Source organism: Vibrio mexicanus (assembly GCF_001012815.1).
GTDB classification, from domain to species: domain Bacteria; phylum Pseudomonadota; class Gammaproteobacteria; order Enterobacterales; family Vibrionaceae; genus Vibrio; species Vibrio mexicanus.
The window spans coordinates 90,288-105,103 of record NZ_JYJP01000116.1 but is presented as its reverse complement, the minus strand read 5'-3'; the positions used below and the strand labels follow the sequence as shown (position 1 = coordinate 105,103).

General features: G+C 44.2%; 13 protein-coding genes and 3 pseudogenes. 4 read left to right on the top strand and 12 right to left on the bottom strand.

Annotated elements, in window-relative coordinates; translation table 11 throughout:
- Positions 1-86 precede the first annotated feature (86 nt).
- The 8 genes and pseudogenes from rfbB to frdA form a co-directional block, all read right to left on the bottom strand.
- A pseudogene (gene rfbB, locus UA76_RS25745) lies at positions 87-1,167 on the bottom strand (dTDP-glucose 4,6-dehydratase); the annotation flags it as partial.
- A 24-nt stretch (positions 1,168-1,191) separates the two neighbouring features.
- Positions 1,192-1,338, bottom strand: a complete 147-nt coding sequence (locus UA76_RS24925) for a sugar nucleotide-binding protein (RefSeq protein WP_272946038.1) — start codon at positions 1,336-1,338, stop codon at positions 1,192-1,194.
- A 290-nt stretch (positions 1,339-1,628) separates the two neighbouring features.
- Positions 1,629-2,534, bottom strand: a complete 906-nt coding sequence (gene rfbA, locus UA76_RS18465) for a glucose-1-phosphate thymidylyltransferase RfbA (RefSeq protein ID WP_047049242.1) — start codon at positions 2,532-2,534, stop codon at positions 1,629-1,631.
- A gap of 701 nt (positions 2,535-3,235) precedes the next feature.
- Positions 3,236-4,207: an elongation factor P--(R)-beta-lysine ligase gene (epmA, locus tag UA76_RS18460; protein WP_047049239.1), complete on the bottom strand. Its 972-nt coding sequence runs from the start codon at positions 4,205-4,207 to the stop codon at positions 3,236-3,238.
- Positions 4,208-4,369: 162 nt separating this feature from the next.
- Complete coding sequence (gene frdD, locus UA76_RS18455) at positions 4,370-4,747, bottom strand: fumarate reductase subunit FrdD (RefSeq protein WP_047049236.1); 378 nt, start codon at positions 4,745-4,747, stop codon at positions 4,370-4,372.
- A gap of 9 nt (positions 4,748-4,756) precedes the next feature.
- Positions 4,757-5,140 carry a fumarate reductase subunit FrdC gene (gene frdC, locus UA76_RS18450; protein WP_047049234.1) on the bottom strand — a complete coding sequence of 128 codons (384 nt, stop codon included), beginning with the start codon at positions 5,138-5,140 and terminating at the stop codon, positions 4,757-4,759.
- A 3-nt stretch (positions 5,141-5,143) separates the two neighbouring features.
- Complete coding sequence (locus UA76_RS18445) at positions 5,144-5,905, bottom strand: succinate dehydrogenase/fumarate reductase iron-sulfur subunit (protein ID WP_047049232.1); 762 nt, start codon at positions 5,903-5,905, stop codon at positions 5,144-5,146.
- A pseudogene (gene frdA / locus UA76_RS18440) lies at positions 5,905-7,730 on the bottom strand (fumarate reductase (quinol) flavoprotein subunit). Before frdA ends, UA76_RS18445 begins: the two are co-directional and overlap by 1 nt.
- Positions 7,731-8,099: 369 nt before the next feature.
- Between frdA and UA76_RS18435 the strand changes: the two are divergent.
- The 3 genes from UA76_RS18435 to UA76_RS18425 all read left to right on the top strand — a co-directional run bounded on the left by UA76_RS18435 (position 8,100) and on the right by UA76_RS18425 (position 10,246).
- Positions 8,100-8,702 (top strand): outer membrane beta-barrel protein, encoded by a 603-nt coding sequence (locus tag UA76_RS18435; protein WP_047049228.1) that lies wholly within the window; start codon positions 8,100-8,102, stop codon positions 8,700-8,702.
- Between the two features lie 114 nt (positions 8,703-8,816).
- The gene (locus UA76_RS18430; protein ID WP_047049225.1) at positions 8,817-9,443 is read left to right on the top strand and encodes an outer membrane beta-barrel protein; all 627 of its coding nucleotides are present in this window, start codon (positions 8,817-8,819) and stop codon (positions 9,441-9,443) included.
- Between the two features lie 194 nt (positions 9,444-9,637).
- A complete protein-coding gene (locus tag UA76_RS18425; protein ID WP_047049222.1) occupies positions 9,638-10,246 on the top strand; it encodes an outer membrane beta-barrel protein in 609 nt (202 codons plus the stop codon).
- 94 nt (positions 10,247-10,340) lie between these two features.
- On the opposite strand, the pseudogene hslU reads toward UA76_RS18425, so the two are convergent.
- Positions 10,341-11,674, bottom strand: a pseudogene (hslU, locus tag UA76_RS18420) (HslU--HslV peptidase ATPase subunit).
- A gap of 48 nt (positions 11,675-11,722) precedes the next feature.
- A complete protein-coding gene (gene hslV, locus UA76_RS18415) occupies positions 11,723-12,271 on the bottom strand; it encodes an ATP-dependent protease subunit HslV (protein WP_047049219.1) in 549 nt (182 codons plus the stop codon).
- Positions 12,272-12,647: 376 nt separating this feature from the next.
- Here hslV and UA76_RS18410 point away from each other — a divergent pair, with 376 nt between their 5' ends.
- On the top strand, positions 12,648-12,908 hold the full coding sequence (locus tag UA76_RS18410) for a hypothetical protein (protein ID WP_047049218.1): 261 nt from the start codon (positions 12,648-12,650) through the stop codon (positions 12,906-12,908).
- 71 nt (positions 12,909-12,979) lie between these two features.
- Here the strand turns inward: UA76_RS18410 and UA76_RS18405 are convergent, their stop codons facing one another.
- Together UA76_RS18405 and cytR are read right to left on the bottom strand one after the other, a co-directional pair.
- Positions 12,980-13,528, bottom strand: a complete 549-nt coding sequence (locus UA76_RS18405; protein ID WP_047049215.1) for an SPOR domain-containing protein — start codon at positions 13,526-13,528, stop codon at positions 12,980-12,982.
- A gap of 192 nt (positions 13,529-13,720) precedes the next feature.
- Positions 13,721-14,761 carry a DNA-binding transcriptional regulator CytR gene (gene cytR / locus UA76_RS18400; RefSeq protein ID WP_272946037.1) on the bottom strand — a complete coding sequence of 347 codons (1,041 nt, stop codon included), beginning with the start codon at positions 14,759-14,761 and terminating at the stop codon, positions 13,721-13,723.
- Positions 14,762-14,816 lie beyond the last annotated feature (55 nt).

Here is a 14,816-nt window from a genome sequence, read left to right as displayed (position 1 = left end):
ACATTACCCCGAAATGTCGGCACATTCGAATTTTTTGCTCTTGTAAACTTTGACAATGATTCAGCGACCGCTTCAATACTTATCATTAGATAATGCCCCCACCATTTTTCATTATTTAAATACCATTCGACCGTCTTCTTAATTCCACTCTCGAATGATTCTGCAGGTCGATAACCTAGTTCGTTATTGGTTTTAGTGGCGTCAATGGCATAGCGACGGTCATGCCCAACACGGTCGGCAACATAGGTGATAAGAGCTTCGCATTTTCCTTCTAGGGCTTGTTTCGCTTGTGGGAATTTCTCTTCAAGTGCACGACCTTCAGTACCAGTAAAATACTGGTTCATCAACTTACAAACCACAGTAACAATATCAATATTGGTCCATTCATTATGACCTCCAATATTGTAATTCTCGCCTATGCGGCCTTGTTCGAGCACTAGTTCAATACCACGGGAATGATCTTCTACATAGAGCCAATCTCGAACCTGTTGACCGTCCCCATAAATTGGCAATGGTTTATTCTGCAAAATATTGGTAATGATGAGAGGGATGAGCTTTTCTGGAAAATGATAAGGGCCGTAATTATTGGAACAATTCGACGTCGTCACTTCCAAACCATAGGTATGATGATACGCGCGCACTAAGTGGTCGGACGCTGCTTTAGAAGCTGAATACGGAGAGTTTGGCGCATAAGCGGTCTCTTCAGTAAATGCTGGGGCATTCGGTTCCAATGTTCCGTACACTTCATCTGTTGAAACATGATGAAAACGGTGAGGGGGGGGAGTCGCCTATTGATAGAGGTTCATCAATCCAAATTTTCTTAGCCGCTTTGAGTAAACTGTGTGTACCTAGAATATTCGTTTCAATAAAGGCATCAGGGCCTGTAATCGAACGATCAACATGAGATTCAGCGGCAAAGTGTACGATTGTATTCAGGTTATAATCCGCTAACAGTTCTTCAATCAACTCCGTCGAGCAGATATCTCCCTGCACGAACTTAAAGTTAGGTAGTTGTTCAACGGTTAACAGATTATTTCTATTGCCTGCATAGGTCAGGGCATCAATGACAACTATGTAATCATTTGGATTTTTTGTAAGCCAATAGTGAACAAAGTTAGTACCAATAAATCCGGCACCACCCGTTACTAATATGCGACGTTGGTTCATTACTTTCTCTTGCTGTAATAGGTTTTACTTAATATTGATTTCATCTAGCATTGCCGATAGTTGCAGTCGCCAATGTTGAGTTTGGAGGCCTATTGCTTCTTCTGTGGACGCTTTGTCAAGCACGCTAAAACTAGGCCTTCTTGCTGCAGTAGGGAATGCAGTTGTTGATATTGGTTTGATTGGAATTTTTAGACTCTAGAGCTCTTAGTGTTTTCTGTAAGACAAAAAAGAAGGAGCATAATGTTACCTGCAAAACTACTCCGCCTTAAGGAACCAATTAGAATCAGGTGTAATCGTTGGTATCGAGTTATTAAATTGAACTGAGATAGCACTTCTAGCGCTGTTACATCGACCAAGCAACGGATAAAAATTATTTTCTAAACAAGCTTTAGCTTGACCGATGATGGCTTTTTGAGTGTTTCTATAGCAATAAACTTCACTGCATCACCCTATTATCTGATTCAAACCGTGGACGGGTGGACATGATTATCCAAAATGGAGTGCAAGTATTTTCCATATCCCGACTTTTCTTTAGACTTGGCAATTGTTCTTAGATGTTCTTCGCCTATATAACCCATGCGAAATGCCACTTCAGCAGGACAATTGACTTTAAGGCCCTGGCGTTTTTCAACGGCCCTTATATAAAGAGCCGCGTCTAACAAGTCATCTAGCGTTCCGGTATCAAGCCAAGCAGTTCCGCGCCCCATGAGTTCAACTTTCAATGCCCCTTCAGCGAGGTATTGATTTATAACATCTGTGATCTCTAATTCACCTCTCTCAGAAGGCTGTACTTTCTTTGCATATTCCACGACATTAGCGTCAAAGAAATACAATCCAGGAACTGCATAATTAGACTTTGGCTGCTTAGGTTTTTCTTCGATCGAAATAACTTTGCCCTGACTATCAAACTCGACAACCCCATAAGATTCTGGGTTTCCGACGTGATAACCAAATACCGTTGCACCCTCTAGGTTTTCATTTGCTGCTTTTAATGATTTACCAAGATCGTGGCCGTAAAAAAGATTGTCTCCAAGCACTAGAGCCGCATGTGCCCCATCTAAGAAGTCCTCGGCTAAAATAAATGCTTGTGCGAGTCCTTCAGGCTTAGGTTGCTCAACATATTCAAAATTAATACCCCATCGAGATCCGTCTCCTAGCAAACTTTTAAATCGGGGTAATTCAGTAGGCGTGGAAATAATTAGAATCTGATCAATACCTGCCATCATTAGATTTGATATCGGGTAATAAATCATGGGTTTATCATAAACAGGCATTAGCTGCTTACTGACTACTTTTGTAAGTGGATATAAGCGGGTGCCTGAGCCCCCGGCTAAAACAATACCTTTTCTTTTGCTTGGCTTTTTCATTGCAGGTGAACCATTGACGTTATAATAAGAAGGAGTTCAATAAAGAAATTATATTGATTAGAGTTTTAAATAATAATTTTCATCAGCTCTCAATTAAAACATCACTTAAGGCTGCCATATTTATTTAAGTTATTATTAGCGGCTTAAATATTTGTTTTTCCACGCTACCGCCCATTGATAGGCGAAATCAAACTGCGCAGAGAGTTGTCTAAAAATCAGCGCAATTATCCATATATTGGGGAGGCAATCAAAATCAATTAATTATTAAATTTATCAGTAACATGTGCGTAGCACGTTCTTTTGTCATGTTGTAAATGCTCATAAAAACCAATATCAGTTGATATATATATCAATAATGTATCAATAAAGAAAAACCACTAATTAGGGATAAATAACCACAGTTGAATTAAATTTCAGGTTTTATCACTATCACTAACTACAAGAATGAAATAAAAAACACAACTAAAATTTATAAATGAAAGGACCGAGATAAAAATGTGACATTAATCCAATAAATCACATTTAATGAAATCGATAACATAGAAAAAAGCTGGATAATCCAAGATCTTAAATTTAACATTGCATTTACACAAAAATAAATGTAACTAAATATTAAAACACAAAAGTTGGATTGGTGAAAAATAAGTATAATTAATTTAATTATAAGTAATTATTAATATTTTAAATTAGTCTTTAAACAGCTAGGAGTTAGAAAATCCAAATGTAATTACTCCATCAATATGTTTGCACCCTAACGCCAACATAATCAAACGGTCAATACCTAGCGCAACGCCTGCACAATTTGGCAACCCGCACGTTAGAGCTTCAATTAAATGATGGTCAATAGGCTGTTCTTCTAATCCCATTTGGTTACGCATACGGTTATCACTTTGGAATCTTTGTAACTGCTCAGAAGAATCTGTTAACTCATGAAAGCCATTAGCTAGCTCTATGCCCTTGAAGTAAACCTCAAACCTATCTGCCACTCTTGGGTCTTCAAGATTAATCTTTGCCAAAGCCGCTTGTGACGCCGGAAAGTCATACACAAATGCGGGGACATCTTGGCCGATTTTGGGCTCAACCCCCATACTAAACAGCAGCTGCAGCAAGGTATCCCTATCTTCCTCGGTATTTGCTATATCACTTAGTCCTAAGCCATTGGCAACTTGCTTCAGGTTTTCCATATTTGCTTCTAAAGGACATATTCCTAAAACAATTTGGAAAGCGCGTTGATAAGTCATCCGTTCAGCTTTACTGCAGGTTAAAATTAATTGGAGCAACTCATCCATTTCATCCATAAGCTGATGATGATCGAACCCTACTCGATACCACTCCAACATGGTGAACTCAGGGTTATGATGTCTTCCACTTTCCTCATTGCGAAAAGCTTTATTTATCTGATAGATACATCCGCTACCTGCCGCGAGTAGTCGCTTCATATGGAATTCGGGACTGGTCATTAAATAGAGTTTTTTACCGTCCGCGTATCCGGGTCCAACAAAGTCAGTTTGGAAGGTGTGCAGATGGATATCCGTCACAGTCGCGTGACTCATTGCTGGCGTGTCCACTTCTAAGACATTGCGATGTGCGAAAAACTGACGAATGTTATTTATAATTGCTGCACGCTGTTTAAGAGACTCAATGGAGGCACTTGGCTGCCAGTTAGAAGACATATTGATAACTCATAGGAATTAAAGTTATCGAGAGAGTAATAAGAATAGGGGCAAGGGGCAAGGGGCAAGGGGCAAGGGGTGTAGTGGTCAACTAAAATAAAAAGCAAGAATGAGGGAGCAAGGAACAAGGCGTAAAAACCTTGAACCTTGAACCTTGAACTTCTATACCATAAAGACAAAAATCACTGCTAACGCTGAAATCAAGCCCGCAAAAGCGTAGCAAGTAATCTTGCCTATGATGCCTGTGTGAAACTTAAGGTCGTGCATACCGTGGTGTACGCGATGCATCGCATGCCACATTGGCAAAGCCAGCGTGCCGATGATGAACAGAGCACCAATCAAGCTAGTAGCAAAGTCGACCACTCGTTCGTAGCTCAACGCCTCGGCATTGATAATGCCCAATGGTGCCAGCACGCCAAGCACTAGAATGGTTACAGGCGTGATCATGGCAAACCATGTACCACCAGCGCCAAATAGCCCCCACCAAATCGGCTCATCAGATCGCTTTGGTGTACGATCAACACTATAGTTAGTTTTCATGTTAACTCCTTACACCACAATCAGAACAATAAGAGAAATGAACGCGACCGCTGCCCACTGAGTCAGGACGATGATCTTTTTATCGACTGGCTTACCTTTCAAACGAATAGGCATGACTTGAGGCATCATACTGAAGAAGGTATGTGCATGAAGAAGACTACCTGCTAAAGCAACAATATTGATGCCAACGACCACAGGGTTAGCCATAAATGCTAACCACGCTTCCCAAGACTCTGGCCCTTTGACCAAAGCACCAAGGCCGAACGTCAGAAACAAGGTAAACAGCACTAACGGCAAGACTGTTGCTTCACGCAACATGTAGAAGCGATAAAACGGATGGTCTTTCCACCAAGTGCGCTTCACTTCGCGCACATAAGGTTTACGGTTACTCATAGTTTATGCCTCCTCTGCCGTCTTCTTGCTGCCATCAGGTTTGAGCATGGCAATCACAAAGTCCATCGAGGACTCTACTTTACCCTGGTTAACGGCTGCTGCTGGATCCACGTTCTTTGGACACACGTCAGAACAGTAACCGACAAATGTACAACCCCAAGCGCCATTTTCACCGTTAATCAGCTGCATACGCTCAGCTTTACCGTTATCACGGCTATCTAGGTTATAGCGATGGGCAAGTGTCAATGCTGCTGGGCCGATGAATTCTGGATTCAAGCCAAACTGCGGGCACGCCGCATAACAAAGACCACAGTTGATACACCCTGCAAACTGCTTGTACTTCGCCATCTGTTCTGGTGTTTGTAAGTTAGTGCCATCTTCAGGTTTACGATCATTACCAATGATGTACGGCTTAATCGCTTCCAAACGCTCGATAAATGGCGTCATGTCTACGATTAAGTCTTTCTCGATCGGGAAGTTCGCTAAAGGCTCTATTTTTAAACCATTAGGGTAGTCACGAAGAAAGCTCTTACAGGCCAGTTTTGGTACACCATCTACCATCACGCCGCACGAGCCACAGATCGCCATACGGCAAGACCAGCGGTAAGACAGGTCTTTATCTAGGTTGTCTTTGATGTAACCAATGGCATCAAGCACCGACATGGTCTCATCAAAAGGCACTTCGAATGTTTGGAAGTAAGGTTCTGCGTCTCGCTCAGGGTCGTAGCGCAGAATGTCGACTTTTTGGATACGATTCGCTGACATTATGCTTGCTCCTCTGATGGTTTCTCAGCTTTGGCCGCTGTTTTTGCTGCCTCTTCTGCCGCCGCCTTCTCTGCCGCTTCTCCGTATAGGCGAGCTTTTGGTTGAGATTTGGTGATCTTCACATCGCTGTAATCGATGGTCGGCGCTGCACCTTCATTAAAGAAAGAGAGTGAGTGTTTCAGGAAGTTCACATCATCACGCTCAGTGCAGTTGTCGTCTAAACGCTGATGCGCGCCGCGAGACTCTTTACGCAAGATAGCCGAGTGAACCATAGCTTCCGCTACTTCAAGGCCATAGCCTACTTCGATAGCGTATAGAAGGTCAGTGTTGAACACTTTGCCTTTGTCTTTAATGCTGATGCGCTTGTAGCGCTCTTTAAGCTCAGTGATCTTATCGATGGTGGCTTGCATCAAATCTTCTTGACGATAGATACCGCAACCCGCTTCCATGGTGTGACCCATTTCAGTGCGGATATCTGCCCAGTTCTCGTCGCCGTCTTGGCTCATCAAGGCCGCGATACGGTCTTCTACCGCTTTCACCTGCTTAGCGATAGATTCTTCGTTCCAACCTTTGAATTCTGCCGCACGTTTCACCGCTTCTTCACCGGCAACGCGGCCAAATACCACAAACTCAGCTAGCGAATTTGAACCTAAGCGGTTCGCACCATGTAATCCGACAGACGCACACTCACCTACCGCGAATAAACCTTTAATACGGGTTTCACACTGACCATTGGTTTCAATACCGCCCATGGTGTAGTGAACGGTTGGACGAATTGGGATCGGCTCTTTCGCTGGATCTACATTGACGTAGGCTTTGGCAAGTTCACAGATAAATGGCAAGCGCTCTTGTAAGTACTCTTCACCAAGGTGACGAAGGTCTAAGTGGACGACATCGCCAAGCGGATGCTTGATGGTGTTGCCTTTTTGCTGCTCATGCCAGAATGCTTGAGACACCTTATCGCGTGGACCAAGTTCCATGTATTTGTTCTTTGGCTGACCCACCGGCGTTTCTGGGCCCATGCCGTAATCTTGCAGGTAACGATAACCATCTTTATTGACGATGATACCGCCTTCACCACGACAACCTTCGGTCATCAAGATGCCCGTACCTGGCAGGCCCGTTGGGTGATATTGAACGAACTCCATATCACGTAATGGTACGCCGTGGCGATAGGCCATTGCCATTCCATCACCCGTTACGATGCCACCATTGGTATTACAGTGGTAAACACGACCCGCGCCCCCGTTGCCAGCACAACAGATTTCGCTTTGATCGTCACCAATTCACCTTCCGACATATGAATGGCAATCAAGCCTTGCACTTCACCTTCTTCAACGAGAAGATCGACCACAAAGTACTCATCAAAGCGTTTGATTTGTTCATACTTCATCGACGTTTGGAACAGTGTGTGCAACATGTGGAAGCCCGTTTTATCGGCTGCAAACCATGTCCGCTCTACCTTCATACCGCCAAAGCGACGAACATTCACTTCGCCATCCTCTTTACGGCTCCAAGGGCAGCCCCACTGCTCCATTTGAATCATTTCACGCGTGGCATTTTCTACGAAATACTCAACAACATCCTGTTCACAAAGCCAGTCACCACCGCCAACGGTATCGTTGAAGTGATTGTCTAGACTATCTTCATCCTTGATAACTGCGGCTGAGCCACCTTCAGCAGCAACCGTATGAGAACGCATTGGGTAAACTTTAGAAATCAGAGCGACTTCAAGTTCAGGGTTCGCTTCAGCTGCCGCTATAGCAGTACGAAGACCAGCGCCGCCAGCGCCGATGACTGCGATATCTGTGGTAAGTGTTTTCACAGTTATCCTCCAGTGTGATTGCGAATAATTCGCTTGTTGTAATGATCTTTGGGTTGCCCCAAAAACTGTTTAAATTCAGTTTAAAAGAGCTCATTGACAGAAAAATTGATGCATTTAGGTTTTTGCGTCAGTAATGCATTCACGAGCATAAAAAATATGGGTATTGTGACTGTTATCACGGCCATCAATAGCCCTTTACTTTTCCCCTAAAAAAACACGCCTAATTACTCCAAAGACACGGGTTATTTTTGACCATGATGATAAGTAACACTTATCTGCGTTATAACTTTACCTGCAATTGAACGGCGTTCACAATCCGCACCAACAAAATCGAACAGCGTTCAAAATATCAATGTAGGAGATAACTCGGTGAGAAAAGTATTCAGCTTCGTTGCACTAACGGTTGCTTGCACAGCGCATGCAAGCTCTGAACACATCGACTTCTTCGTTGGTGGCGGTATTGGCTATCATCTCATATCGATTAACGACCTTGAGTCCAATGACAATTACACGCCTGACTACATGGCCTTTCACCTAAGAACAGGACTGTATGTCAATGAGAATCATAGATTCACGTTGACCACCAATGTCACTGGCGATAATGAGGTTTACGCTCGCTCACTGGCACTCGGTGGTGAAGCACTCGAAGTGAATCAATCAGAGTTCTTACTCTCCTATGATTACCTTCACCCTGTTACCCAAAAACTCTCTCTCTTTGGAGGCGTAACCGCAGGGGCAATCCGCAATAAATTGCTCCAGTCCGATTCGAGTTGGTTAAGCAGCTGGCAATACTCAAATACATCGACCGATTTTAGCTTTGGCGGGCAAGCTGGCATTCAATTCGCTCTCTCGTCAGAAGCATCGGTAGACCTCACATACCGCTATATGGGTTCATCATTTGATGACGAACTCGTAGGATTTGAGTTCAATGATCACAGCGAACTCTCACTTTCGATTGATTATCGATTCTAAACAATCACTTTAAGCACATTAATCCGGCTGAGCATCTCATTCGGCTTATTACACATTTTAATTATGAACACTGTACAAAATAAATTGTACGCCCCTATTTTAAGGAAAACTGAAATGAAAAAGATTATTAGCCTTGCTGTTGTTGCAGCACTATCAGCACCAGCGGCTTACGCAAACACGGTTGAGTACTTTGTTGGTGGTGGTATGGGCTACCACAACTCAAAAGCAAAGCTATCTGTCGATGGGCTTGGCAGTAGCTCAGAAACCGCAAGCAGTGCAGCCTTTCATTTTCGTGGCGGTGCTTACGTAAACGAAAACCATCGCTTCACACTGACGGCAAACTTCGCTGGTAAAGATGATATCTACCATTTCGATCTAAACCCAATTGCCGACTGGACAGAAAGTGGCAAACTAAGCCAAAACGAATTTCTGGCGTCTTATGACTACATCTACCCTGTAGCAAGCAATGTGGCGGTATTTGGTGGTGTGAGCGCTGGATTCATTAATAACAAGCTGTCAGTTTCAGGCACTGACTGGCTAGGTGGATACAGCTATTCAGAGAGTGAACGCGATCTTGCGGTAGGCGCTCAAATTGGTACGCAAGTAAGACTTGATGCCAACTGGTCTATCGATGCCACATACCGCTACATGGGCACCTCGTACGAAGAGAAAAATGAGGGCGTTAAGCTGGCAGTCGATAACCACAGCGAATTCACTGTCTCTCTAGATTACCGCTTCTAAGACTCCATTTCCGCTCCCGAACTATTCCAAAGAAGGCAAGCCGCCGACACTGCTTACCTTCTTTTTTTATAAACTTTGGTCAGCATTAGAGAATCCTTAATAACTCTAGGTTATTTACGAGATAACTTTACCTACAATCGAACGGTGTACATAATCGACCTGCCTTTTAATACACGCTTTAGGAAAAAGTAAAAATGAAAAATGTTCTTAGCTTAGCGATTCTTGCTGCTGTTGCTGCTCCATCTACTTATGCAACTTCTGTTGACTACTTTGTTGGCGGCGGTATGGGCTACCATTCAGCCACAGTTAAGGTTGAAGACGGCGATGGTGACATTCACAAAGAGACAGCAAAAGGTGCAGCTTTTCATATTCGTGGCGGTGCTTACATCGCGGAAGATCACCGACTAACCCTTACTGCAAACTTTACCGGTGATAATGAACTTGACGCACTATACATTGGTGATGCATGGGCAAAAGCTGAACTCGCACAAACTGAGTGGCTAGCATCTTATGATTATGTACATGGATTAAACGAAGACTTTTCTATTTTTGGTGGCGCAACTGTTGGCTACATTAAGAATAAAGGCATCATCCGTGGTAATGTCGGCGAAGACTTTAAACATTCAGAAAGCGAATCTGACTTTGCTTTCGGAGGCCAAGTAGGTGTTCAGTATCACGTAGCGCAAAATGTTTCTATCGATGGTACTTACCGCTATATGGGAACCTCTTACAAATCAAAAGAATTTGCTGATAAGGTCAGCAACCACAGCGAGTTCATCGTCTCTCTAGATTATCGCTTCTAATTGAATCGACCTTGGTCCTTAAGTCCATAATAAAAAAGGAGATGCATCAGCATCTCCTTTTTGTATCTTCAAGCGATGACTTCAAGAATGAAGCTTAAAGAATGAAGCGGCTTAAATCTTCATCTTCAACAAATTCACCTAGGCGTGAGGTCACATATTCTGCGTCAATGACCATTTTGCTGCCGGCTTTATCCGTTGCTTCAAATGAAATCTCGTCCATTAAGCGTTCCATAACAGTATGCAGACGACGAGCACCAATGTTTTCGGTGGTTTCATTGACCGTCCAGGCTGCTTCAGCGATCTGGTTGATACCATCTTCAGTAAACTCAACGTCCACTTCTTCCGTCTTCATCAAGGCAATGTATTGCTCAGTCAAAGACGCTTTTGGCTCAGTTAAGATACGTTTGAAATCGTTGCTGGTTAGCGCTTCTAACTCAACACGAATTGGCAAACGGCCTTGCAGTTCTGGGATCAGATCTGACGGTTTCGCGACTTGGAATGCACCAGAAGTCACAAACAGAATATGGTCGGTTTTTACCATGCCGTGCTTGGTTGATACTGTGCTGCCCTCGATCAATGGCAGTAGGTCACGCTGAACACCTTCACGAGATACGTCTGGGCCAGAGCTATCACCACGTTTACAGATCTTATCGATCTCATCGATAAACACGATGCCGTTGTTCTCAACATTAAAGATCGCGCTCTCTTTCAGCTCTTCTTGATTCACAAGCTTCGCCGCTTCTTCTTCGGTCAGTGCTTTGAACGCATCTTTAATCTTAAGCTTACGTTTCTTCTTGGTATCACCCGCTAGGTTTTGGAACATACCTTGAAGTTGGTTGGTCATCTCTTCCATGCCCGGAGGCGCCATGATCTCAACGCCCATTTGTGGCGCAGCAACATCAACTTCAATCTCTTTGTCGTCTAACTTACCTTCACGCAACTTCTTGCGGAAGATTTGACGAGTATTCGATGCACTCTCATCTTGCTGTTCGTTTTGCCCCAAGCATCGCGTGCTGGTGGCAATAAAGCATCAAGAATACGCTCTTCCGCTTGCTCTTCAGCGCGGAATTTCACTTTGTCCATCGCTTGTTGGTGAGTCATCTTGATCGCCACATCCGTCAAATCACGAATGATGGTTTCAACCTCTTTACCTACATAACCCACTTCGGTGAACTTGGTCGCTTCCACTTTAATGAATGGCGCGTTAGCCAGTTTCGCTAAGCGGCGTGCAATTTCCGTTTTACCAACACCGGTTGGACCAATCATAAGAATATTTTTAGGTGTTACTTCTGCGCGCAAGCTTTCTTCTAGCTGCATACGACGCCAGCGATTACGCAGTGCAATCGCAACAGAGCGCTTCGCTTTGTCTTGGCCAATAATGTGACGGTTCAGTTCATGAACGATTTCACGAGGAGTCATTTCAGACATGTCTAATCCTTAATTCTCTAATCACTGTTGAAAGTATTTGCTTGAGTCTTATTCCGGCTTCGGTAGCTCAACGGTGCTTTCCAGTTCTTCAACAGTGTGGTGATGGTTGGTGAATACACAAATATCGCCTGCAATAGCCAGCGATTTTTCTGCAATTTCACGCGCATCCAAATCTGTGTTTTCAAGTAGGGCTGTTGCCGCTGCTTGCGCAAAATTACCGCCAGACCCAATCGCTATCAGATCATTTTCTGGTTGAACAACATCACCATTACCGGTGATGATGAGTGATGCGGTTTCGTCAGCGACTGCCAACAGTGCTTCTAGCTTGCGTAGGGCGCGATCGCTGCGCCAATCTTTTGCTAATTCAACAGCCGCTTTGGTTAAATGACCTTGGTGCATCTGCAGCTTGCTTTCAAAACGCTCAAACAAAGTGAACGCATCCGCAGTGCCACCAGCAAAGCCAGCCAATACTTTGTTGTTGTATAGGCGACGCACTTTGCGCGCATTACCCTTCATTACTGTATTTCCTAGAGAGACCTGGCCATCTCCGGCAATGACAACTTTGTTATTACGACGAACAGATACAATGGTAGTCACGAGTAGAGCCTCTTATTTCTGGGTTTCTAGTTATAAACTGATTCTAATTCTTCATATGAGGACATGAGGTTCCAATTTCAAGCATCACGCCATTCAAATACCGTTAAAACAACCCCATCTATGACTCTTTGATCACCCATTTGCGCCATCAATTATTTAAAACAAACACACAGTCAAAAAGATTCTAAAACGAGGTGAAGGCATAATCTGAATATCACGATAAAACAAAGAGTTAACTGTCAGAGAAATGTTAGAGATTGCGTAAGAAAGTCTAATCAAATAAATCATTGATCTAACTAGCCTTTCTATCTAGCACGTCCAATTACCATTACGACGTACAGTCTCTATTCAGTATAAAAAGAAAGGAATTCTGAACATGCTAAATGCGAATATTAGTACCTATAACTGTACGATGAATTTAGATGAACTCTCGGTTCTCTATCATTTGATGTATCAGAAATGTGGGACTATCACGGTCAACCATTTGTCAGACTCCATAACGCTGTTCATGCAACAGTCGCTGCCAACGGTGCTCGAGCGTTTAAGCCGATCAGGATACATTGAGCTAGTAGACCAAGATGTCCACCTGACAGACTTCGGCCTTGAATACTACGAACACGTTCCGCAGTTTCGTTAATTTTGTTTGACGCCAATAACGAAAAACGCCCGATAAGGGCGTTTCTTTTCTAGTTCAGTTTCTAGGAACGGTTACTGCGCTTCTTTCCAAATTGCACACGGCTCGATCTTAGCACGTTGAAGTTTATGCCTATCTCGCTCTGCAGCACGCTTCAACTCATAAGGGCCAAGTACCACTCGATACCACGAGCTGCCTTCTTTCTTACGGATTTCACTCTTAATGCCTTGGAAAGCAATCTCCAATTTGCGCTCTTCCGCCTGTGATTCTTGTTTGAAAGCACCACACTGCATGATGTAAGGAATATCCGACACCACTTGCTCTTTCGCTTCTACCTTCACCTCGCGATTTGGCAGCGTTTCGACATAGTCCCATTTCTCTTCCGGTGCAGGCGGGATGACACGTGCGGGTTTTGGTTTCGGCTTAGGTTTAGCAGGTTGCACTTGTACCGGTTGCTCTGGCTCAGGATCTTGACTCAGCAAATACAAGCCATAGCCAAACCCTCCCACTAAGATGAGAGCAATCAAACCACTACGCCAAGGTTTACGACGAGGGGCATTTTTTTTACGCGCGGGCTGCTTCGATGAACCGCGGCCGCGCCTTACATAATCTTTATTTGCCACAAGCTAAATAGAATCAAAACTTAAACTAGCTCCCATGGTAATCCAGTTTGAAATCAGATGACAGGGAAGATGTGGAAGCAACACACCAAATCGTGCAGTGAGTTACTCTTGCAAGACAAAATAAAAAGGGAGCAACACGGCTCCCTTTCACTCTCATCAAAATATACGAATCGCTAGATTCGTTCTCGCGGGCTACAGCACTCGTGGTGGCGCAGCACTATCACGGATCATGAGCTGGGTCTCAAGCAAGCGAGAGCCTGCACGCACATCGTGACCACGAAGCATTTCAAGCATCATCAGCATTGCTTGACGCCCGATCTCGTATCGAGGCTGCGAGATAGTCGTCAACGGTGGATCACAGTACTGAGCAAACTGAATGTCATCAAAACCGACAACAGACAAGTCTTGTGGGACTCGCAGACCTAACTTTTTCGCTTCTTGAATCGCGCCAATGGCCATTGTGTCGTTGTGACAGAAGATTGCCGTTGGTGGCTCTGGCAGCGCCAACAACGAACGAACCGCCTTAGCACCCGACTCGAACGAGAACTCTCCACGCGCACAGTAAGCCGTATTCATAATGATACCTGCGCGGCGTAAAGCTTGTTGGTAGCCTTGATGGCGGAATTGACACACAACCGCCTGTTCTGGGCCCGCGATTTCAGCGACTCGCTTGTGGCCCATTTGAGTCAGGTAATTGACCGCTTCAAATGCTGAAGTCAGGTTATCGATATGAACGGTAGGCAGCTCAAGCTCTGGCGCAAATTCACACGCCATCACCATCGGAGGCAGGTTCTTTTGCTCAGCTTTGCTCACATCAAATGGTAAGTCTGTACCTAGTAGCAGCATTCCATCTGCTTGTTTGGTAAAGACAAGGTTGACGAAAGAGGATTCACGACGCTTTTGTTGGCCACTGTCTCCCAGCAATACCAAATAGCCGTGTTCCATCGCCGCATCTTCAATACCGCGAATGATCTCTGTGAAATATGGGTCACAGATATCCGGGACGATAGCCACGATGGTTTTGGATTCATTTCTACGTAGATTTCGCGCCAAGGAGTTTGGTGAATAGCCAGCCTCAAGTACCGCATCTTCTACGCGTTTACGTGTAGAAGATGATACTTTTTCTGGGTTCATTAGCGCCCGGGATACGGTCGCAGTTGAAACTCCTGCAAGCTGGGCAACATCCTTCATTGTCGCCATAATTTTTACCCTCTTTATTTTATTCCTAAGCATGCTGCCGATCGCTCAAACAGGATGGCCACACAGACTGTTGTTAGTAGTTACCCTT